Raw genomic sequence first — 21,641 nt, forward strand, 5'->3', positions numbered from 1 at the left:
TTCGCGGATTGAGGGCCTGTTTCACGTGAAACACCCCCAGGGTACCGGGCAGCCCAGGATCGCCTCCCCATCATTAACCGCTCGGCCGCCGCTCGGCGCCCTGGACAGCATCAGTGGCAAGCACCGATCACCTGTTCCTACAGTGGGCCCATGCGCACTGGTGAGCCCCTGCCCGCCGTGGGGGATGTCCTGGCCACTCTCGTGACCGGCGTGTGGCGCTGGGACAACGCCGCGGGCCTCGTCACCTTCGACGCGGAGGCCGCACGGCTCATCGGCATGCCCGCGGAGCTGACGACGCTCTCCGAGGCGGGCGCCCGCTCCCATGTCCACCCCGTCGACTGGAACGAGCTGGACGGGGTGGTGCAGCTCGCGGTCGCCGAGGGCACGCTCGCCGAGGCCCGGATGCGGATCATGGACGGACATGGCCGGGTGCTCCGCACGGTCCGCAGCCGCTCCAAGCCGCTCATCGACCCCGAGACCGGGCAGTACGAGCTGATCGGCACCCTCCAGGAGGTCAGCGAGCAGCCTCCGGGCGCCGCCGCGCGCACCCCCGTCACCGGGGACTGGCGCCGCTCGCGGGAGGCCTTCCTCCTGGACGCGGGACGGGCACTGGCCGAGGCGCGGTCCACCGCGGAGGTACTGCGGGTGGCGGCGGGGCTGTCGATGCCCGGCTTCTCACCGGACGGACTAGCCGTCTTCGGCGCGGAGGGCGACCGGCTGACGATCATCGGCCATCACGGGCACCAGCCGGGCGACGAGGGCCCCTTCAGCCATATGTCGCTGGTCACGGACTATCCGGCCGCCGAGGTCGTCCGTACCGGCCGTGCGGTCTACCTCTCCTCCCCCGAGGACTACAAGGAGCGCTACCCGGCCTCCTGGCCGCTCGCTCAGCACTTCGGGCGGCAGTCCTGGGCGTTCCTGCCGCTCACCGTCGCCGGCAGCACCATGGGCGCGTGGATGGCGGCCTTCACCTATCCCGTCACGTTCACGCCCGACGAGCGGTCGGTCCTCACGACCGTCGCCCGCATGCTCGCGCAGGCCCTCTCCCGCGCCGGGGCCGCCGAGACCGCGCGGGAGCTGACCGACGGCCTCCAGCGCTCGATGATGCCGACGCTCGGCCCGCAGATACCGGGCATGAGCGTCGCCGCACGCTACGTCCCGACCGGCGGCGGCCTCCAGGTCGGCGGCGACTGGTACGACATGATCCCGCTGCCGGCCGGCCGGTTCGCCCTGGTCATCGGCGATGTGCAGGGCCACGACGTCCGCGCCGCGGGTCTGATGGGCCAGCTCCGGATAGCCCTGCGCGCGTATGCCTCCGAGGGCCACCGCCCGGACGCGGTGCTGTCCCGGGCCTCGCGCTTTCTGTACGGGGTCACGGACTCGGTGACCTACGGATCGAGCGGCGGCGCCGACGACGGCGACGACCCGGCGGACCCGGGCGACGTGCGTTTCGCGACCTGCCTGTACGTCGAGGTCGACCCGGCGACCGGGACGCTCGACATCGCCCGCGCCGGGCATCCCGACCCCGCGATACGCATGGCGGACGGGACGGTACTGATGCGGCCCACGGCGGGCGGGCTGCCGCTCGGCATCGACCCGGACGCCGACTACCCGACCACCCGGCTCGTGCTGGAGCCGGGCGAGACCATGCTGGTCTGCACCGACGGGCTCATCGAGACCGGCGGGCACGACCTCGACACCGGCTGGCGCCGAATCCGCCGGACGCTCGAGTCCCACGACGGCGACATGGAGGGCCTCGCCGACGCGCTCGTCCAGGCCGTGCACGGGCCCTCCTCCCACCACACCACCGGTCCGCTGGCCGACCGGCGCGAGGACGACATAGCGGTGCTGCTGCTGTCCCGGCTGGAGGTGGAGGGCGGCTACGACGACACGGCCCCGACCGTACGGCCGATGGTGCGCCGCACGATGCTGACCGTGGCGCAGGCCGAGCCCGAGCGGATCGCGGACGCCCGTCAGCAGTTGCGGGAGCTCCTGCACGACTGGGCCTCCGCCGACCAGCTCGACTCCGCGGTGCTGCTCGTCTCCGAGATGGTCACCAACGTCCTCGTGCACACCGACGCCGACGCGCTGCTCGTCGCCGGGGTGACGGGTGAGCCGGGCAAGCGGCGGCTGCGGGTCGAGGTCACCGACTGCAGCGACGATCTGCCGCACCGGCGCCATCCCGGGGAGCTGGCGTCGTCCGGGCGCGGTCTGGTGCTCGTCGAAATGCTCGCGGACGCCTGGGGAGTGGACCCGCGGGGCGAGGGCAAGAGCATCTGGTTCGAGTTCTCCGAGGCGTCCGACAAGGATGCCGATGAGCCCGGGACCTCGAAGGACTCCGCGATCCAGGAGGCCTTCGACGCCTTCGGCGAGGCCGCGGACTTCGCCTAGGAGTCCTCGGAGGGACCCGGCGCCCCCGGCACTCCGGGGAATCCCGGCGCAGGCGGCCCCTCCGGAGCTTGTGGCCCTTCCGGCCCCTGTGGTCCCTGTGGCTCTTCCGGCGCGTAGCGCGCACGGAGTTCGTGCAGGACGCCGAACGCCGCCGCCGTCAGCGGTACGGCGAGCAGCATGCCGAGGACGCCCGCGACGGACGCACCCGCCGTGATCGCCAGCAGCACCACCGCCGGATGCATCTGCACCTGCCGGCTCTGGATCATCGGCTGGAGGCCGTACCCCTCCAGGAGCTGTACGGCGAGAACGACGCCGAGCACCCACAGGGCGATGACGAACCCGCGGTCCGCGAGCGCGACCAGCACGGCCACCGTTCCGGAGATGAACGCGCCGAGGTACGGGATGTACGCCCCGACGAAGACGAGCGCGCCGAGCCCCACCGCACCCGGGACACGCAGGATCAGGAGTCCGACGGTGATGCAGAGGGCGTCGATGAGCGCGATGATCGTCGTCCCGCGCATGAACCCCTCGACGGCCTCGAAGGCGCGCCGGGCCATGGCCTCGACGATGTCGGCGGTCCCCCGGGGCGCGAGCGACCGCAGGGTTCCGGCCACGCGGTGCGAATCCCGCAGGAAGAAGAAGACCAGCAGCAGGGCGAGGAAGGCCATGGCGATGGTCTCGGCCACGACGCTGACGCCACTGACGACATTGGAGGCGGCCGTGCTGCCGAACTCGGTCAGCAGATCCTTGGAGTTGGCGGCGAGGTCGTCGAGCGAGGTGCCCGCCGCGCCGAAGTGCTCGGCGACGGACCTCGCGGCCAGCCGGAGCGAGTCCACGATCTGCGCGCCGGTGTGGACGAGCGCGGCGACGACGATGTAGGCGGCGCCGCCGACCACTACGGCCACCGCGACACAGGTGAGGGCGGCGGCCGGCGACCGGTTGACCCGCGCCTTCAGCAACCGCCGGTACAGCGGCCCGAGCAGGGCGGTCCCGAGCAGCGCGAGCAGCACCGGCACCACCGCCGTACGGAACTTCCCGCACAGCAGGATTCCCACCCATCCCACGCCTGCCGCCAGCAGGATCACGGCGCACCAGGCCGCCAACCGCCGGGCACCCTCGGGGAGTAGCTGCACCCTCCCAGCTGACCATGCGTCAGCCGAACCGGCGCCCAGGAGAGGCCGAACGGGGGAGAGGCCCGCGGAGGCGTCGCTCGCCGGGCACAGCGAGAAGCCCCGTCCGGTACGGCGGACGGGGCTTCTCCGTGTTCTAGTCCGTGCTCTTCTCCGTGCTCAATCGCTCACGACGGCCTCGGAAGGCTCGGGAGGCCCCGGGGAGGGCCTACAGCCCGCCCTCGGACATCCCGTGCACCGCCGGGATCGTCCCCAGGCGGCCCTTCTGGAAGTCCTCGAAGGCCTGCTGCAGCTCGTCGCGGGTGTTCATCACGAAGGGGCCGTAGTGGGCCATCGGTTCACGGATCGGCTGACCTCCGAGGAGGACGACCTCCAGCTCCGGCGTGTTGGAGTCCTGCTTCTCGTCCGCGCGGACGGTCAGCGAGGAACCCGCGCCGAAGACGGCGGTCTGGCCGGTGTGGACCGGGCGGCGGTCCGCGCCCACGCTGCCGCGTCCCGCGAGGACGTACGCGAGACCGTTGAAGTCCTCGCGCCACGGCAGAGTGATCTCGGCGCCGGGCCGCAGCGTCGCGTGGACCATGGTGATCGGCGTGTGCGTGATGCCCGGGCCCTGGTGACCGTCGAGCTCACCGGCGATGACACGCAGGAGCGCGCCGCCGTCCGGGGTGCTGAGCAGCTGCACCGTGCCACCGCGGATGTCCTGGTACCTCGGGGCCATCATCTTGTCCTTGGCGGGCAGGTTCACCCACAGCTGGAGGCCGTGGAAGAGTCCGCCGGACATGACGAGGTGCTCCGGCGGCGCCTCGATGTGGAGCAGGCCGGACCCGGCCGTCATCCACTGGGTGTCACCGTTGGTGATCGTGCCGCCGCCACCGTTGGAGTCATGGTGGTCGAAGATGCCGTCGATGATGTAGGTCACGGTCTCGAAGCCGCGGTGGGGGTGCCAGGGGGTGCCCTTCGGCTCGCCCGGCGCGTACTCCACCTCACCCATCTGGTCCATCATGATGAACGGGTCGAGGTACTTGTAATTGATCCCGGCGAACGCGCGCCGGACCGGGAAACCCTCGCCCTCGAAGCCACCGGGCGCGGTCGTCACGGCCAGCACGGGACGCTCCACGGCGTCGGCCGACGCGGCCACTCGGGGCAGGGCCAGCGGGTTCTCGACAGTCACTGCGGGCATGTCGGTACCTCCTTGTGCTTCGAGTTTAGTTGAGGATTGAACTTTCTGCTACCCGTAACGACGGAAGCCCGGAGGGCATTCCCTCCGGGCGAAAAACATCGGTGAGGCACATCGGCCGTGCGGACGGCGGAGCACCGGCACGTCCACGGCGGCACGTCCACGGCGGCACGTCCACGGCGGCACGTCCACGGCGGCACGTCCACGGCGGCCTGTCAGCCGCCCGTCCCCTCAGCCGGACCCGCCGTACGCCTCTCAGCCGTACATACGGCGCATCGCGAAGTCCACCATCTGCTCCACGGCCTTCGCGTCGAAGACCATCCGGTGCTCGCCCTCCATGTCGATCACGAAGCCGTAGCCGGTGGGCAGCAGGTCGATCACCTCGGCGCCGGTGATCACGAAGTACTTGGACTCCTTGCCCGCGTACCGGCGCAGCTCCTTGAGCGAGGTGAACATAGGGATGACAGGCTGCTGGGTGTTGTGCAGCGCCAGGAATCCGGGGTTGTCACCGCGCGGGCAGTACACCTTCGACGTGGCGAAGACCTGCTGGAAGTCCTCGGCGGCCAGGGACCCCGTGGTGAACGCGCGGACCGCGTCCGGAAGGGACGGCGGGGACGGCTCGGGATACAGGGGCGGCTGCTGGCCGTAGCCGCCGGGCATCTGCCCGCCCGGCATCTGCCCGGGCATCTGCTGCTGCGGCGGGACGTACCCCTGCTGGGCGCCTGCGTTCTGCTCGTAGCCGTACATGCGTCAAAGAGTAGTGGGCCACATATGGCCCAATCGGGGTTGCTTCTTATTACTGGCGGGTAGCATCATCGTAGCTACTTGCTGGTACGTGAACTGGTGCGAGGAGTCAGTGCCTCGCCGATCCCTTTAACGGAGCCGTCGCCATGGGGCACTACAAGTCGAATCTCCGCGACATCGAGTTCAACCTCTTCGAGGTACTCGGGCGCGACAAGCTGTACGGCACCGGCCCGTTCGCGGAGATGGACACGGACACCGCCAAGAGCATCCTGGAGGAGCTGACCCGCCTCTCGGAGAACGAGCTGGCCGAATCCTTCACGGACGCCGACCGCAACCCGCCGGTCTTCGACCCGGAGACCAACACCGCTCCGGTCCCGGCCTCCTTCAAGAAGTCGTACCAGGCGTTCATGGACTCCGAGTACTGGCGTCTGGGCCTGCCCGAGGAGATCGGCGGCTCCACCTCGCCCCGCTCCCTGATCTGGGCGTACGCGGAGCTGATCCTCGGCGCGAACCCGGCGGTCTGGATGTACTCCTCCGGCCCCGCCTTCGCGGGCATCCTCTTCGAGGAGGGCACCGAGGTCCAGAAGCACATCGCGAAGATCGCCGTGGACAAGCAGTGGGGCTCCACCATGGTGCTCACCGAGCCGGACGCCGGCTCCGACGTGGGCGCGGGCCGCACCAAGGCGATCCAGCAGGAGGACGGCTCCTGGCACATCGAGGGCGTGAAGCGCTTCATCACGTCCGGTGAGCACGACATGTCGGAGAACATCCTTCACTACGTGCTCGCCCGTCCCGAGGGCGCCGGCCCCGGCACCAAGGGCCTGTCCCTGTTCCTCGTCCCGAAGTACCAGTTCGACTTCGAGACCGGCGAGCTGGGCGAGCGCAACGGCGCGTACGCGACGAACGTCGAGCACAAGATGGGCCTCAAGGCCTCCAACACGTGCGAGATGACCTTCGGCGACCGCCACCCCGCCAAGGGCTGGCTGATCGGCGACAAGCACGACGGCATCCGCCAGATGTTCCGCATCATCGAGTTCGCCCGCATGATGGTCGGCACGAAGGCGATCTCCACGCTGTCGACGGGCTACCTGAACGCGCTGGAGTACGCCAAGGAGCGCGTCCAGGGTCCCGACCTCGCGAACTTCATGGACAAGACCGCGCCCAAGGTCACCATCACGCACCACCCCGACGTGCGCCGCTCGCTCATGACGCAGAAGGCGTACGCGGAGGGCATGCGCGCCCTGGTGCTGCACACCGCCGCGATCCAGGACGAGATCCAGGTCAAGGAGGCCGCGGGCGAGGACGCCGCCGCCCTGGAGGCCCTGAACGACCTGCTCCTGCCGATCGTGAAGGGGTACGGCTCCGAGAAGGGCTACGAGCAGCTCGCCCAGTCGCTCCAGACCTTCGGCGGCTCCGGCTTCCTGCAGGAGTACCCGATCGAGCAGTACATCCGCGACGCCAAGATCGACACCCTGTACGAGGGCACCACCGCGATCCAGGGCCAGGACTTCTTCTTCCGGAAGATCGTCCGCAACCAGGGCGCGGCGCTGAACTCCCTCGCCGAGGACATCAAGAAGTTCCTGGCGCTCGGCACCGGCGGCGAGGAGCTGTCCGCCGCCCGCGAGCAGCTCGCGAAGGCGGCCGTCGAGCTGGAGGCCATCGTCGGCCTGATGCTGACCGACCTCGCGGCCACCGAGCAGGACGTCAAGAACATCTACAAGGTGGGCCTCAACACCACCCGCCTCCTGATGGCCTCCGGTGACGTGGTCGTCGGCTACCTGCTGCTGCGCGGTGCCGCCGTCGCCGCCGAGAAGCTGGTGACGGCCTCCGCCAAGGACAAGGCGTTCTACACCGGCAAGATCGCGGCCGCGAAGTTCTTCGCCGCGAACGTGCTGCCGGGTGTCACCGGCGCCCGCAAGCTCGCCGCGGCCGTCGAGCTGGACCTGATGGAGCTGGACGAGGCCGCCTTCTAGAGGCCGCCTCCCCGGGGTCCGCCGAAGGCCTCCACCCAAGGGGCCACCGACCCCCGCGAAGCCGGACGGACCCGGACAGACACCGATTCGGAACCTGTCCATCCAGTCAGGTGTCCCAGGTGTCCGCCCTTCACATCCCCCTTACGAAGGCCCGCTCCCATCCCCGGGAGCGGGCCCTCGTGCGTCGTTAAGGTGAACCCATGAGTGCACCCTCCCGCTTCGACCGCGGCCACACCGACGACCTCATGTCCTTCCTCGCGGCGAGCCCGACGCCGTACCACGCCGTGGCGACCGCCGCCGAGCGGCTGGAGAAGGCCGGATTCCGTCAGGTCGCCGAGACCGACGCGTGGGAGGGCACCAGCGGCGGGAAGTACGTGCTGCGCGGAGGTGCGATCGTCGCCTGGTACGTGCCGGAGGGCGCCGAGCCGCACACACCGTTCCGGATCGTGGGCGCGCACACCGACTCCCCGAACCTGCGGGTCAAGCCGCTGCCGGACACCGGGGCGCACGGCTGGCGGCAGGTGGCCGTGGAGATCTACGGCGGACCGCTGCTGAACTCCTGGCTCGACCGGGACCTGGGCCTGGCCGGACGCCTCTCGCTGCGGGACGGCTCGACCCGCCTGGTCAACATCGACCGCCCGCTGCTGCGCGTACCCCAGCTCGCCATCCACCTGGACCGCTCCGTCAGCGCCGACGGGCTCCAGCTCGACAAGCAGCGGCACCTCCAGCCCGTCTGGGGACTCGGCGATCCCCGCGAGGGCGGTCTGATCTCCTTCCTGGAGGAGGAGTCGGGGCTGCCCGCGGGCGAGGTCACCGGCTGGGACCTGATGACCCACTCCATCGAGCGACCCGCCTATCTGGGCCGCGACAAGGAACTGCTGGCGGGACCGCGCATGGACAACCTGCTGTCCGTGCACGCCGGCACGGCCGCGCTGGCCGCGGTCGCGGCGGCCGACTCCGGGCTCTCGTACATCCCGGTCCTCGCCGCCTTCGACCACGAGGAGAACGGTTCGCAGAGCGACACCGGCGCCGACGGACCGCTGCTCGGCGGTGTGCTGGAACGTTCTGTCTTCGCCCGCGGCGGCTCCTACGAGGACCGGGCGCGCGCCTTCGCCGGCACCATCTGCCTGTCCTCCGACACCGGCCACGCCGTGCACCCCAACTACGCCGAGCGGCACGACCCGACGCACCACCCGCGCGCCAACGGCGGCCCCATCCTCAAGGTGAACGTCAACAACCGCTACGCCACCGACGGTTCGGGCCGCGCGGTGTTCGCCGCCGCCTGCGACAAGGCCGGCGTTCCCGTCCAGACCTTCGTCTCCAACAACGCGATGCCCTGCGGCACCACCATCGGCCCCATCACGGCGGCCCGGCACGGCATCAAGACGATCGACATCGGCGTCGCCATCCTCTCCATGCACAGCGCCCGCGAACTCTGCGGCGCCGACGACCCGTTCCTGCTGACGAACGCGTTGGTGGCGTTTTTGGAGGGATAGTCCTCCGCCCCCTCCGGCCGTTTCCCCACGGGACGGAAACCAATGTTTTTGAACCTGTTCAAGACCGGCCCGGCCGTCGTACGATGCGGGCCGATCTTGAGTCTCGTGGGGGGACCTCGCATGAAACGCCATGTCAGAAGACAATCCCTGGTGCTCGCCTGCGCGTCGGTCGCGGCCGGGCTCCTGCTCGGGCCGGTCCCGACGGCGCACGCCGCGACGGCGCCCGTGCTCACCTACGCGACCAGCGGCGGCCCGTCGAGCGGACTCGTCGCGGTCAGCGCGCAGTCCGACAGCGCGATCACCTCGATCACCGCGCACCTGTACGCTCCCGACGCCCCGGCAGGGGCCGCCGAGGTCGCCCGCGTCACCGACTTCACCAGGACCTCTGGAAGCGACCGACAAGGCATCTGGAAGACCAGCACGCCCCTGCGCCTCGCCGACCTGGGCATCTACCGCCTCGTGCTCGACCTGACCGACGAGGACGGGGACACGACAACGGCGGAGAGCCGCTACGGCTTCGACTACTACCTCACGGCGGGCCTGACCGACTTCGAGGTCACGCCCGACCACCCGGACTATGCCCACCGGCAGGTGTCCGTCTCGGGCCGGTACACGATCACCGACCCTCGGACGGGTGACACGAGGCCCGCCCACGGCCAGGTCGACGTCCACACCGCCAATTGGGACGAGACCAAGACCGTGGACATGGACGCCGAGGGGCGCTTCGCCACGACCTACACGCATACGGACGGCTTCGGCTCCGTCAGCAGCTGGCTGCGGCTCTCGTCCCCGGAACCGATGTACCAGAACGGACCGAGCTTCCCGGTCTCACCCGTGCGGTCCGACACCCGCGTCACCCTCGACAGCACCGCCCTGAGCGTCAAGGAGGGCGAGCCGGTGAAGGTCTCCGGCCTCGCCGAGGTGCTCGTCGACGGCGCCTGGCGACCGCTCGACGGTGCGACGGTGACCGAGATGTGGTCGAGCGACATGGGCGGGGCCACGAGCCGGCCCGTCACCGGCGCGAACGGCCGTTTCACCGGCGAGCTGAAGATGTCGCGGTCGGGGACGGTGTACGTCTCGGTCGTCGACGGCACGTACCTCAACACGAGCCCGGAGCGGTCGGTCAAGGTCCAGGTCGCCCGCAAGACGTCGATCAGCGGCTTCACCGTCAGCCTCAACAAGTACGCCGAACTGACCGCGGGCGGCTACCTGCACACCGGATCGAGCACCCCCGGCGACGCGGACAACCACGTACGGCTGCAGTACTCGGCCGACGGGAAGACCGGCTGGACCACGCTGAAGACGGTCACTCCGAGCAGTGGCGACCCGGAGACCGGCAGCCACTTCAAGGGCACCTTCGACGCACCCGCGAAGGGCTACTACCGGGCCTACTTCGCCGCCACCGCCAACTGGCAGGCCTCGTACAGCAACGTGCTCCACGCCGAACGGACGAAAACGCGCATCACCGACGCGAACGCGTCGCCCGAGCCCGTCACCAAGGGCCGGACCATCACCGTCCAGGGCACCCTGCAGCACTACACGTCGTCGGCGTGGAGGACGTACTCCAGCCAGAAGGTGAAGATCCTCTTCCGACCCAAGGGCTCCAGTACCTGGTACGACAAGGGCGACACCACCACGCGCTCCAACGGCTCCTTCAGCAAGGGATTCACAGCCCAGACGGACGGCACCTGGGTCGCCGTGCTGCTCTACCCGAACAGCACCCACCTGGTGAGCTCCGGACGCGAGGACTACGTCGACGTGAGGTGACACCAGGCCGTGAGGGATCGCCTCCGCATGGCTCGCGGGGTCCCGGGTACCCGGAACGGGCCCGGAATGACTCCGCATTGCTACTTCAAGGAGGCGACACCCATGGGCCTGGGCGGATGCATCATCCTGATCGCCGCAGGGGCGATTCTCACGTTCGCGACCGACTGGGACATGCAGGGGGTCAACCTCCACGTGGTCGGCGTGATCCTCATGATCGCCGGACTGATCGGCGTGGCGACCTTCGGCAGCGTCGCCCGCCGCCGGCGGGTGGTCGTACCGCCGACGGCGACCGTCGTCGAGGCGGACCGGCCCCAGCGGAACGGCTACTCCGACGGCTACGGCGTCTGAGCCGACTCAGCCGTCCCTGCCCGCGAGGACCAGGGGCAGCCGGTCCGCACCGCCTTCGGTGAGGCGGACCGGCACACCCCAGTCCTGCTGGTGGACATGGCAGGCCGGGTGCTCTCCCCCGGTCTTCGACCGGGAGATGCCCCCAGCCGGATCGTCGTCGCAGGAGGCGGCCGTCGCGGACACATGCAGCACGCCCTCCCCGACGGCCGGGTCCAGCTCGACGGTCCGCGAGAGATGAGTGCCCGCGCCCTCCCCCGCGAGCAGCAGGCCGGGCGGAGTGGCGGAGACGAGAAGCCGGGTCGAGGGGCCGCCGTACCGGGAGTCCAGCTTCTGCCCGGCCGGGGCCCGGAAGATGACGTCCAACCGCACGGAGCCCGGGGCGACATCGATGACCGCGCGCTGGGTGCGATGGGCGGCCGACTCCCCCCGTACGACCTCCTCGGGCAACCGCAGCCGGGTCAGCCGGTGGCGGGCGGACTCCACCACCACGATGTCGTCCCCGACGAGCACGGCATCGCTCGGCTCCCGCAGATCCGTGGCCAGCGTGGTCACTTCACCCGTCGCCGGGTCGTAACGACGCAGCGCGTGGTTGTACGTGTCGCTGACCGCGACCGACCCGTCGGGCAGCGCGGTGACACCCAACGGGTGCTGGAGCAGCGCCTGTTCGGCGGCCCCGTCACGGTGTCCGAAGTCGAAGAGCCCGGTGCCGACGGCGGTGTGCACGGTCCCGTCCGGGTCGACCCAGCGCAGCGCCGAGGTCTCGGAGTCGGCCAGCCAGAGCCGGTCGGCGGTGGCGGCGAGCCCCGACGGCTGCGCGAACCAGGCCTCGGGCCCCGGCCCGTCGACCAGCCCCTCGTTGGTCGTGCCCGCGGCGACCGCGACGGTCTCCGACTCCGGGTCGCACGTCCACAGCTGGTGCACACCGGCCATGGCGATCCAGACCTTCCCGCCGAAGAGGGCCACGTCCCACGGCGAGGACAGATCGACCTCACGCGCCGGACCGGTCGTCGGCGACCCCCGCCACCACTGACGGCCGGTACCCGCGAGGGTGCCGACCGCGCCGGTCGCGAGATCGACCCGGCGCAGGGCGTGGTTCACGGTGTCCGCGACGACGACGGTGCCCTCGTCGAGCAGGGCGAGCCCCTGCGGCTCGCTGAACCCCGCCGCTTCGGCGGTGCCGTCCACACATCCCCGAACGCCGGATCCGATCCGTCGTACGACCGTCTCGGCGTCCTCCGCCAGCTCCACCAGTTGATGCCGGGTCGTGTCGCTGACCAGGAGATTGCCGTTCGGCAGGGCGAGCGCCCTGCCCGGGAAGCGCAACACGGTCGGCTCGGGCTCGGGCGCCACGTACGGCCCGTCGCCGCGCCGCAGGGTGCCCTTCGCCGCGTGCTCGGCCTCCAGCTCCTCGACCAGCCGCTCGATGGCGTGAGCATGTCCCTCACCCGAGTGCTGCGCGACGACGTACCCCTCGGGGTCGATCACCACGAGCGTCGGCCAGGCGCGTACGGCGTACTGCTTCCAGGTCGCGAGCTCAGGGTCGTCGAGGACCGGATGCTCCACCCCGTACCGCTCCACGGCGTCGACGACCGCCCGGTGGTCCGCCTCGTGCGCGAACTTCGGCGAGTGGACGCCGACGACAACCACGGTGTCCCGGTGCCTCTCCTCCAACTCCCGCAGCTCGTCGAGGACGTGCAGGCAGTTGATGCAGCAGAAGGTCCAAAAATCTACAACGACACACATACCTCGCAAGTCCGCAAGCGTCAGGGCCTTGCCGCCTGTGTTGAGCCATCCGCCCTTGCCGATGAGCTCGGGAGCACGGACGCGGACACGGCGTGGGACACGAGGAGCAGCGTTCATGTGATCGAGGGTGCCACCACGGAGGAACGCCCACCCAAGGTGGCACGACAGACGCCGCAGCCAGCGCCCTGCGACACGCCGCGCAGGATGCTCGGTCATACGCGGACACCCGCGCCGTTTACGCGGAAAGCCTGGCCCACTGGATCTGAATACGCTGCTCAGGGATGATCCGCCGACCACGCTTGCCCTTGCTGATTTCCACACGGTCGATGGCGAGCGAAAGCCGGTCACGCCGGTCGTCGTCCGTGCCGTCCTTCCACGCTTGCCTCAGGAGGAGACTGTCGAGCATGGGCGACACGTCCATGGAGGGCACCGAGAGTTTGCCGAGATCACCACGCAGACCGTCGATGCGGCCCCGCAGCCGCTCCGTCAGTTGGTTGTAGCGGCCGATCGCGGCAGCCCCGTTGAACTCACCGCGCACATATCGGGCGTCTTCAAGATCGGCCAACCGGGCCTCCTCATCGCGGATTTCGGAATCGATGGCGTCACGCTTCGCGAACGTCTCCGGATCGGCACGGTGCGCCCAACGATCCGTGATCGTGACAAGCAGCGGGTCGCCAGGTTCCAGCGCTGGAAGCTTGGTAAGGAACCTCTCGGCCACGTAGGCATCCACGGCATCGGACAGCGCGGACGCGCCGACGCACGTATTGCCCGAGCGGTGTGACGCGCATTGGTAGCTGACGCCCACGCGATGCATACGGCTTCCGCACCCCGGCACCCCGCAGAACACCAGGCCCGTGAGCAGTGCCGTGCCCTGTGTCTTCGGCCGGCGTTTGCCCGCGTACGCAAAAGTACGTGCCTCGAATTGGCGGATGATGCCGTCTCGTTCGGCAACCGTAATGATGCCCTCGCCGATCTCCACAGTGTCGAGCGTCGCGGGATCGCGATAAGGAAAGACCCGCCCCGTGTACTTCTTTTCCCCGTCGTCCGTCTCAACGGTTTCCGTCTCCGGCATGAGACCGGCGAAGGCCGGAGAACGCAGAAGCTGCATGATGCTCGCCGCGTTCCACTGGCCACCGCGCGACGAAGGGATCTCGTACTCGTTGAGCAACCGTGCGATCTTGACAAGGGAGGTGCCCGTCAGCGCCTCGTCCGCGATCAGTCGGGCGTACACGGCGCACTCAGGATCATGGACGAGCTTCTTGGACGTCGGGTCCACCCTGAGCCCGTAAGGCGGCTGTCCGCCGATCCACCGGCCTTTGCTACGAAGGTACTTCTTCGCGTGGCCCACACGCGTGCCAAGATCCTTGGACTCCGATCGCGCAAGTTCCGCGAGCGTGGCGACGATCATGCGGGCGGAGTCGTTCGAAGTGTCCAGCCCTTCGATGACGGACACGAGACGACCACCCACCGCCTCGATGCCGTCGAGCACCTTACCGACCTGGCCGATGCCTTTGCGGGAGAGTCGGTCCAGCTTCCAGACGATCAGCGTGCCGACGACTCCGGCGGTGACCGCTGCGAGCGCGGCGTCGAATCCCTTGCGCTCAACCGTCTTGTAGCCAGAACGCCCCCTGTCTATGTGGACCTTGCGGACAGTGAGTCCGTTGCTCTGGGCCCACGCACGGCAGTCGGTGAACTTCCTGAAATCCAGGATCAACATGTGGCCTCACAAGTCGGCGACACGCAGTTCCTCGCCGCCCTTGGCGGTCTGACCGGGCGCCTGACAGGGGCTCGGCAGTGGGCGGGTGTCAGTCCAGGGCGTGTCCCGTCGTGGCGTCCACGTGGGCCGGGATCTCATCGTGCCGGTCGCCGACGGTGAGGGTGCCGGTGGGTTCGAAGAGGAGGATCGCGGCGCCGCCGGGGGCGAAGGGCTTGTGCTCGGTTCCGCGCGGGACGGTGTAGACGGAGCCCTTGGGGAGAACGACGGTCCGCTCGCCGGCCGGCTCCCGGAGCGCGATGGTCAGCTCGCCCTCCAGGACCAGGAAGAACTCGTCCGTGTGGTCGTGCACGTGCCAGACGTGCTCGCCCTCGACCTTCGCGACGCGCACGTCGTAGTCGTTGACGGCCGTCACGATGCGGGGACTCCACAGGTCGGTGAAGGAGGCGAGGGCGGCGGAGAGGGAGACGGGTTCGCCGCGTCGGGCGGATGCGCTGGTCATGCGCTCATCGTCGGCGCTCCGCGGAACGCCCGCGAGTGCTAGAAATCGCGTATGCCGCAAGGATCCTCGCATCTACCGCCCGCTCAGGAGCCCAGCACCGTGACCGGGCGGCGGGAACCGCCGTCGCCCCGGCCGCATCGCGTCGCCGTGATCGTCGACGAAGGGACGAATCCCTTCGAGGTCGGCGTCGCGACGGAGCTGTTCGGACTTCCCCGGCCCGAGCTGGGGCGAGCGGAGCCGCTCTACGAACTGACCCTGTGCACCCCCACGCCCGGCGTCCGGATGAACCACGGGTTCTTCACCCTGAGCGGAGTGCCCGGCCTCGACGCGGTGGACGACGCCGACACCCTCGTCGTCCCCGGCCGCCCCGACAACGTCGTACCGCGCCGGGCCGCCGTCCGGGACGCCATCCGGCGCGGTCACGCGCGCGGGGCCCGTGTGGTGAGCTTCTGCACCGGAGCCTTCGCGCTCGCCGAGGCGGGGCTGCTCGACGGGCGGCGGGCCACCACCCACTGGCGCTGGGCGGACACCTTCCGCGAGCTGCATCCGAAGGTCCTGCTGGAGCCGGACGTGCTCTTCGTGGACGAGGGGGACGTGCTGACGGCGGCGGGCAGTGCGGCCGCGCTCGATCTCGGGCTGCACCTAGTGCGGCGCGACCATGGCGCGGAGATCGCCAACGCGGTGTCCCGCCGGCTGGTCTTCGCCGCGCACCGCGACGGGGGCCAGCGCCAGTTCGTGGAACGGCCGCTGCCCGACGTGCCCGACGAGTCGCTGGCACCCCTGCTGGCCTGGGCGCAGGAGCGGCTCGGTGCGCCGCTGACGGTCGCGGACCTGGCGGCGCGCGCCGCGGTCAGCCCGGCGACACTGCACCGCCGCTTCCGCGGCCAGCTCGGCACGACACCGCTGGCGTGGCTGACGGCGGAGCGGGTCGCCCTGGCCTGCCGGCTCATCGAGCGCGGCGAGATGCGGCTCGACGTGGTGGCGGCCCGCAGCGGACTCGGGACCGCCGCGAACCTGCGCGAGCGGGTGCGCCGGGAGACCGGACTCAGCCCGTCGGCCTACCGGCGGCGTTTCGGACCACCCGCCGGGGAACCGGTGACGGCATGAGATACCTCGTACGCGACCGGCTGCTCGGCTTCGGTGACGACTACTGGATCGAGGACGACCACGGCAACAGGGTCTTCCTCGTCGACGGCAAGGCCATGCGGCTGCGGGACACCTTCGAGCTGAAGGACACCAGCGGGCGCGTCCTCGTCGACATCCACCAGAAGATGCTCGCGCTGCGCGACACGATGATCATCGAGCGGGACGGCGATCCGCTCGCGACCATCAAGCGCAAACGTCTGTCGCTGCTCCGCAACCACTACCGCGTGTCCCTGGTCGACGGCACCGAACTCGACGTCAGCGGCAAGATCCTCGACCACGAGTTCGCCATCGACTACGACAACGAACTCCTCGCTCAGATCTCCCGCCGCTGGCTCCACCTCCGCGACACCTACGGCGTCGACGTCGTACGGGAGGACGCCGATCCGGCGCTGCTGATCGCGGTGGCGGTGTGCGTGATCCATCTGGCGGAGAAGGAACGGGGGGACGACTGACAGCGGGGACGACTGACAGCGGGGACGGCCGGCCGCGCGGGCGGGCCGAGCCCGCATCCGGTCAGCGGCCGGGGGCTCGCCACCGGTCAGCGGCGAGGGGTCTCCAGGCCGAGCAGCCGGTCCTTCAGGGCCGGGAACTGTTCCCGCGTGGTCACGACCTTCGCCGGGTCGAAGTCCACCGTGAGGATCTCCTCGTCCGAGCCCGCCTCGGCGAGGACCTCCCCCCACGGGTCGACCACGATCGAGTGACCGGCCTGGGGAACTCCCGCGTGCGTACCGGCCGTTCCGCAGGCGAGGACGTACGCCTGGTTCTCGACGGCGCGTGCCTGGGCGAGCAGGGTCCAGTGGGAGCGGCGCCGCTCGGGCCAGCCGGCCGGGACGACGAAGGTCTGCGCCCCCGCGTCGACGAGCCCGCGGAAGAGCTCGGGGAACCGGAGGTCGTAGCAGGTGGCCACACCGAGGACGGTCTCCGGGAGCGGCACCGTCACCAGTTCCGAGCCCGCGCCCATCAGCACGGCCTCGCCCTTGTCGAAGCCGAAGCGGTGGATCTTCCGGTAGGCGGCGACGAGTTCACCGGCGGGGGAGAAGACGAGGGAGGTGTTGTAGAGGGGAGCCTCGGTCGCGGAGCCGGCCACGGACGCGGCGCGCTCGGGAATCGAGCCCGCGTGCAGCCATACGCCCGCGTCGCTCGCCGCCTTGGCCATCGCCTCGTGGGTCGGCCCGTCCAGCGGCTCGGCCTGCGCCGCGAACTCGTCGTAGGCGAAAGCGCCGGTGGTCCACAGCTCGGGGAGCACGACGAGATCGACTCCGGCTTGATTCCGTACCAGATCCGCGACGCGGCGTCTGCGGGCAGCGACCGATTCGTCGTCGTTTACGTCGATCTGGAGGAGCGAGGCGCGCACACTACCACCGTCCTGGCATTCGAGCCGTCGATACGGGCCTACGATCGTCACACGAAAGCACTGCCGGGGTGCCTCACAGCAGCGTAACTTAGCGTCCCAAGACACCCGCTGCCTGTGCACTGCCCGCGTCCAACCGCCCGAGGGGTCCCGTTCCGTGAGTCTGCATCCGAGTCTTCAGTCCTACGCCGACGCCTGGGCCCACTCGATCGAAGCGATATCCGAGCTGGTGCAGCCGCTTGTGGAGGGCGAGTGGAACCGGCGGACTCCGTGTCCCGGCTGGTCGGTCCGCGACATCGTCTCGCACGTCATCGGGCTGGACTGCGAGATGCTCGGCGATCCCCGGCCGATCCACACACTCCCCCGCGACCTCTACCACGTGACGAACGAGCACCAGCGGTACATGGAGATGCAGGTCGACGTGCGCCGCCACCACACGGCACCGGAGATGACCTCCGAGCTGGAGTACACGGTCATCCGCCGCAACCGGCAGCTGCGGAACGAGACGCGGCAGCGCGACGCCAAGGTGCGCGGTCCTCTCGGTACCGAGGTCACCCTCGAACAGGCGATGCGAAACCGTGCGTTCGACGTATGGGTGCACGAGCAGGACCTGCGGGCCACGCTGGGCCGGCCGGGGAACCTCGACTCCCCCGGTTCGCAGATCGTGCGGGACGATCTGCTGGCCGCGCTGCCGAAGGTCGTCGCCAAGGACGCGGGGGCGCCGGCGAACTCGGCGGTCGTCTTCGACGTGCACGGCCCCGTCGAGTTCCTCCGTACCGTCCGCATCGACGCCGACGGGCGCGGCTCGATAGACGGTGCGCCGTCTCTCGGTCCCGCCGCGAGCCTCTCCCTCGACTGGGAGACCTTCGTCCGGCTCGCCTGTGGCCGCGTCCACCCCGACGCCGTGGCCGACCGCATCAAGGCCGAGGGCGACCCGGAGCTGACGGCGGCGATCCTGCGCAACTTCACCGTCACGCCGTAACGGAGCGGGGCGGGGCGGTTTCCCGCCCCGCCACCGGAGCGGCGTCGGGACGGAGCCCCAGGTCAGGACGGGCAGGTGCGGAGGGGCATGCCCTTCGGCGGCTACGCCGGTACGTGCACCGTCTCCACCCGGCTGGCCACCAGCCGCTCCCGCTCCCGACGGGCCGCCTGCTTCCTCAGCCGGAAGATCTGGCTCAGCCCGGCCGCCTGGAGCACGAAAACGGCGGCGAAGGCGACACGGTAGTTGTCGTCGGTGGCGTCGAGCAGCACACCGATGGCCAGCAGCGTCGTCATCGAGGCGACGAAACCACCCATGTTGGTGATCCCGGACGCGGTCCCCTGACGCTCCGGCGGATTCGCGGGCCGCGCGAAGTCGAAGCCGAGCATCGAGGCCGGTCCGCAGGCCCCGAGCACGGTGCACAGCACGACCAGCACCCACATCGGCGCGTGCTCGCCGGGGTACACCAGCACCCCCGCCCACACGAACGCCGTCGCCGCGACCGTGCCCAGCGCCAGCGGCAGCCGTGCCGTGTGGTGCCGGGCGACGATCTGCCCGTACACCAGTCCGATGACCATGTTGGACAGGACGACGAGCGTCAGCAGCTCACCGGCCGTGGCCCGCGAAAGACCCTGCGCCTGGACGAGGAACGGCAGCCCCCACAGCAGCAGGAACACCATCGCCGGGAACTGGGTGGTGAAGTGCACCCACAGACCGAGCCGGGTGCCGGGTTCCCGCCAGGACGCGGCGATCTGCCGACGGACGTACGCGGCGCCCCGGTGCGGGAACGGCTCCGGCTCGTGTCCCTCGGGGTGGTCCTTCAGGAAGAGCAGCAGGAGAACGAGGACGAGCACACCGGCGGCCGCGCTGCCGGCGAACGCGGAGGTCCAGCCCACGCCGTGCAGCAACCGGGCGATCACGAGCGTCGAGACGAGGTTGCCCGCCATGCCGACCAGGCCCGCGAGTTGCGCGACGAGCGGTCCGCGCCGGGCGGGGAACCACCGCGTGCCGAGCCGCAGCACGCTGATGAACGTCATCGCGTCGCCGCAGCCCAGGAGGGCGCGCGAGGCGAGCGCCATGCCGTACGACGAGGAGAACGCGAAGCCCAGCTGACCGGCCGTGAACAGCACCACGCCGATCGTCAGCACCTTCTTGGTGCCGAGCCGGTCGACCAGCAGCCCCACCGGTATCTGCATGCCCGCGTACACGAGGAGCTGGAGGATGGAGAAGGTGGACAGGGCGGAGGCGCCCACGTGGAATCGGTCCGCCGCGTCGAGTCCGGCCACCCCCAATGACGTACGGAAGATGACCGCGACGAAGTAGACGGAGACGCCGATTCCCCAGACGGCGATCGCGCGCCGGCCGCCGGGCGGGTCGCCGGGCAGCGTGGCCGAGGAACTCATCGGACCTCGCCCCGCGCCAGGTTGGAGAACCAGCTGACGTGTCCGTGGATGAGGTCGACGACCGCGTCGGCGTCGCCGGAGCGCAGCGCCTGGAGGATCTGCTCGTGCTCGACGAGGGTCTTGGTGATCCGGTCGGGGTGGGCGTGCATCACGGCGACTCCCATCCTCAACTGCCGGTCGCGGAGCTGGTCGTAGAGCCGGGAGAGGATCTCGTTGCCGCCGCTGCGGACGATCTCGGCGTGGAAGCAGCGGTCGGTGACGGCGGCGCCGGACAGGTCCCCGGCGGCGGCCTGCTCCTTCTGCTGGGCGAGCAGCTCTTCGAGGCGGGCCAGAAGCTGCGGCGATGCCGGTACGGCCTTGCGCGCGGCGTGCTCCTCGACGAGCTGGCGGGTCTCGACCACGTCCGCGATCTCCTGGGCGGAGACCGGCAGGACGAGCGCGCCCTTCTTCGGATAGAGCCTGATCAGTCCTTCGGCTTCCAGCCGGAGCAGCGCCTCACGGACCGGGGTGCGCGAGACGCCCACCGCGTCGGCGAGTTCGCCCTCGGTCAGCAGGGACCCGCCCTCGTAACGGCGCTCCAGGACACCCTGTTTGACGTGTGCGTAGACGCGGTCGGCGGCGGGCGGCTGCTTCACGGGAGGTCGCATCGGCGCGGGTGGGGCTGTAGGCATGCGCACATCATAGATACAACACGTACGCATGCCCGGAGTGATGTCAGCATGCGGACCTCAACCCACCCCAGGTGTAACCCAGGTCACATGATTTCCACTCGTTCGCCGTACATCCCTTTGCCCGCCCCGCGAGTCCGAACGTGAGACGGCACTGCCATGTGTCGTTCTCCCAGGGGCATTTCGCGCATACGGAGCGTTCATTTTGATTACCGGCATTAAGGGCACGCGTTTCCGCAGGGCCGCCGCTGTGACCCTCACGACCGGCGCCGTGCTGGCTGCCGGAGCCTTCGGCGCCGCGCCCGCGGGCGCCGTGGCCACGCCCACGATCGCCGCCAAGGGCGGCTATGTCATGAACAATGGCACCGGCACGACCCTCTACACCAAGGCGGCGGACACCCCGCTGTCCACCGGCTCCACCACGAAGATCATGACGGCCAAGGTGGTGCTGGCTCAGCCGAACCTGAACCTGGACGCCAAGGTCACGGTCGCGAAGGCCTACAGCGACTACATCGTCGCCAACACCGCCTCCTCGGCCCACCTGATCGTCGGCGACAAGGTCACCGTCCGTCAGCTCCTCTACGGGCTGATGCTGCCGTCCGGCTGCGACGCCGCCTACGCGCTCGCCGACAAGTTCGGCTCGGGCACGACGCGCGCCGCCCGCGTGAAGTCGTTCATCGGCAAGATGAACTCCGCCGCGACGAGCCTGCACCTCGCGCACACGCACTTCGACTCGTTCGACGGCATCGGTAACGGCAACAACTACTCGACGCCGCGCGACCTGACGAAGATCGCCAGCAGCGCCATGAAGAGCTCGACGTTCAAGACGATCGTCAAGACCGTGTCCACCAAGCAGAAGGTGACGACCGCGAGTGGCGGCTACCGCTACTACACGTGGGAGAACACCAACAAGCCCCTGCTGACCGGCTACACCGGCACGATCGGCGTCAAGACCGGTTCGGGCCCCGAGGCGAAGTACTGCCTCGTCTTCGCCGCCACCCGCAACGGCAAGACGGTCATCGGCACGGTGCTCGCCTCCACGTCGATCGACGCCCGCACGTCGGACGCCAAGAAGCTGATGAGCTACGGCTTCGCCAAGTAGGCACGCA

The 21,641-nt window shown here is 69.9% G+C and carries 18 protein-coding genes; 9 read left to right on the top strand and 9 right to left on the bottom strand.

Annotated elements, in window-relative coordinates:
• The first annotated feature begins 150 nt into the window (after positions 1–150).
• Positions 151–2,391 (top strand): SpoIIE family protein phosphatase, encoded by a 2,241-nt coding sequence (locus ABZX90_RS13465; RefSeq protein WP_351124018.1) that lies wholly within the window; start codon positions 151–153, stop codon positions 2,389–2,391.
• On the opposite strand, the gene ABZX90_RS13470 is transcribed toward ABZX90_RS13465, so the two are convergent.
• The 3 genes from ABZX90_RS13470 to ABZX90_RS13480 form a co-directional block, all read right to left on the bottom strand.
• Complete coding sequence (locus ABZX90_RS13470; protein ID WP_351124021.1) at positions 2,388–3,524, bottom strand: AI-2E family transporter; 1,137 nt, start codon at positions 3,522–3,524, stop codon at positions 2,388–2,390. The genes ABZX90_RS13465 and ABZX90_RS13470 overlap by 4 nt on opposite strands.
• A gap of 205 nt (positions 3,525–3,729) precedes the next feature.
• The gene (locus ABZX90_RS13475; protein WP_351124022.1) at positions 3,730–4,701 is read right to left on the bottom strand and encodes a pirin family protein; all 972 of its coding nucleotides are present in this window, start codon (positions 4,699–4,701) and stop codon (positions 3,730–3,732) included.
• A gap of 252 nt (positions 4,702–4,953) precedes the next feature.
• Positions 4,954–5,445, bottom strand: coding sequence for an SseB family protein (locus ABZX90_RS13480; RefSeq protein ID WP_351124024.1), 492 nt, complete (start codon positions 5,443–5,445; stop codon positions 4,954–4,956).
• A 143-nt stretch (positions 5,446–5,588) separates the two neighbouring features.
• Here ABZX90_RS13480 and ABZX90_RS13485 point away from each other — a divergent pair, with 143 nt between their 5' ends.
• The 4 genes from ABZX90_RS13485 to ABZX90_RS13500 all read left to right on the top strand — a co-directional run bounded on the left by ABZX90_RS13485 (position 5,589) and on the right by ABZX90_RS13500 (position 11,026).
• Entirely contained in the window at positions 5,589–7,415 is a 1,827-nt protein-coding gene (locus ABZX90_RS13485; RefSeq protein ID WP_355204462.1) for an acyl-CoA dehydrogenase, read from the top strand.
• Between the two features lie 200 nt (positions 7,416–7,615).
• Positions 7,616–8,911 carry a M18 family aminopeptidase gene (locus ABZX90_RS13490; RefSeq protein ID WP_351124030.1) on the top strand — a complete coding sequence of 432 codons (1,296 nt, stop codon included), beginning with the start codon at positions 7,616–7,618 and terminating at the stop codon, positions 8,909–8,911.
• 120 nt (positions 8,912–9,031) lie between these two features.
• Positions 9,032–10,678, top strand: a complete 1,647-nt coding sequence (locus ABZX90_RS13495; protein WP_355204465.1) for a hypothetical protein — start codon at positions 9,032–9,034, stop codon at positions 10,676–10,678.
• 102 nt (positions 10,679–10,780) lie between these two features.
• Positions 10,781–11,026, top strand: a complete 246-nt coding sequence (locus ABZX90_RS13500; RefSeq protein WP_351124039.1) for a DUF6458 family protein — start codon at positions 10,781–10,783, stop codon at positions 11,024–11,026.
• 6 nt (positions 11,027–11,032) lie between these two features.
• Here ABZX90_RS13500 and ABZX90_RS13505 read toward each other — a convergent pair whose 3' ends face one another.
• The 3 genes from ABZX90_RS13505 to ABZX90_RS13515 form a co-directional block, all read right to left on the bottom strand.
• Positions 11,033–12,886: an NHL domain-containing thioredoxin family protein gene (locus tag ABZX90_RS13505; RefSeq protein ID WP_355204468.1), complete on the bottom strand. Its 1,854-nt coding sequence runs from the start codon at positions 12,884–12,886 to the stop codon at positions 11,033–11,035.
• A gap of 118 nt (positions 12,887–13,004) precedes the next feature.
• Positions 13,005–14,486, bottom strand: a complete 1,482-nt coding sequence (locus ABZX90_RS13510; protein WP_355204471.1) for a recombinase family protein — start codon at positions 14,484–14,486, stop codon at positions 13,005–13,007.
• Between the two features lie 88 nt (positions 14,487–14,574).
• Positions 14,575–14,985: a cupin domain-containing protein gene (locus ABZX90_RS13515; protein ID WP_351124048.1), complete on the bottom strand. Its 411-nt coding sequence runs from the start codon at positions 14,983–14,985 to the stop codon at positions 14,575–14,577.
• A gap of 51 nt (positions 14,986–15,036) precedes the next feature.
• On the opposite strand from ABZX90_RS13515, the gene ABZX90_RS13520 reads away from it, so the two are divergent.
• Together ABZX90_RS13520 and ABZX90_RS13525 are read left to right on the top strand one after the other, a co-directional pair.
• On the top strand, positions 15,037–16,092 hold the full coding sequence (locus ABZX90_RS13520; RefSeq protein ID WP_355204474.1) for a helix-turn-helix domain-containing protein: 1,056 nt from the start codon (positions 15,037–15,039) through the stop codon (positions 16,090–16,092).
• A complete protein-coding gene (locus ABZX90_RS13525; protein ID WP_351124054.1) occupies positions 16,089–16,583 on the top strand; it encodes an LURP-one-related family protein in 495 nt (164 codons plus the stop codon). The genes ABZX90_RS13520 and ABZX90_RS13525 overlap by 4 nt, the downstream gene beginning before the upstream one ends.
• Positions 16,584–16,669: 86 nt before the next feature.
• On the opposite strand, the gene ABZX90_RS13530 is transcribed toward ABZX90_RS13525, so the two are convergent.
• Entirely contained in the window at positions 16,670–17,485 is an 816-nt protein-coding gene (locus tag ABZX90_RS13530) for a carbon-nitrogen family hydrolase (RefSeq protein WP_355204478.1), read from the bottom strand.
• 154 nt (positions 17,486–17,639) lie between these two features.
• Here ABZX90_RS13530 and ABZX90_RS13535 point away from each other — a divergent pair, with 154 nt between their 5' ends.
• Positions 17,640–18,464: a maleylpyruvate isomerase family mycothiol-dependent enzyme gene (locus tag ABZX90_RS13535; RefSeq protein WP_351124060.1), complete on the top strand. Its 825-nt coding sequence runs from the start codon at positions 17,640–17,642 to the stop codon at positions 18,462–18,464.
• A 101-nt stretch (positions 18,465–18,565) separates the two neighbouring features.
• On the opposite strand, the gene ABZX90_RS13540 is transcribed toward ABZX90_RS13535, so the two are convergent.
• Both ABZX90_RS13540 and ABZX90_RS13545 read right to left on the bottom strand, forming a co-directional pair.
• On the bottom strand, positions 18,566–19,864 hold the full coding sequence (locus ABZX90_RS13540) for an MFS transporter (RefSeq protein WP_355204481.1): 1,299 nt from the start codon (positions 19,862–19,864) through the stop codon (positions 18,566–18,568).
• Positions 19,861–20,535 (bottom strand): GntR family transcriptional regulator, encoded by a 675-nt coding sequence (locus ABZX90_RS13545; RefSeq protein WP_351124066.1) that lies wholly within the window; start codon positions 20,533–20,535, stop codon positions 19,861–19,863. Before ABZX90_RS13545 ends, ABZX90_RS13540 begins: the two co-directional genes overlap by 4 nt.
• 202 nt (positions 20,536–20,737) lie before the next feature.
• Between ABZX90_RS13545 and ABZX90_RS13550 the strand changes: the two genes are divergently transcribed.
• Complete coding sequence (locus tag ABZX90_RS13550) at positions 20,738–21,634, top strand: D-alanyl-D-alanine carboxypeptidase (RefSeq protein ID WP_351124069.1); 897 nt, start codon at positions 20,738–20,740, stop codon at positions 21,632–21,634.
• Positions 21,635–21,641: the final 7 nt, after the last annotated feature.

The sequence above is a fragment of the Streptomyces sp. NPDC002935 genome (genome assembly GCF_040611295.1).
Lineage (GTDB): Bacteria > Actinomycetota > Actinomycetes > Streptomycetales > Streptomycetaceae > Streptomyces.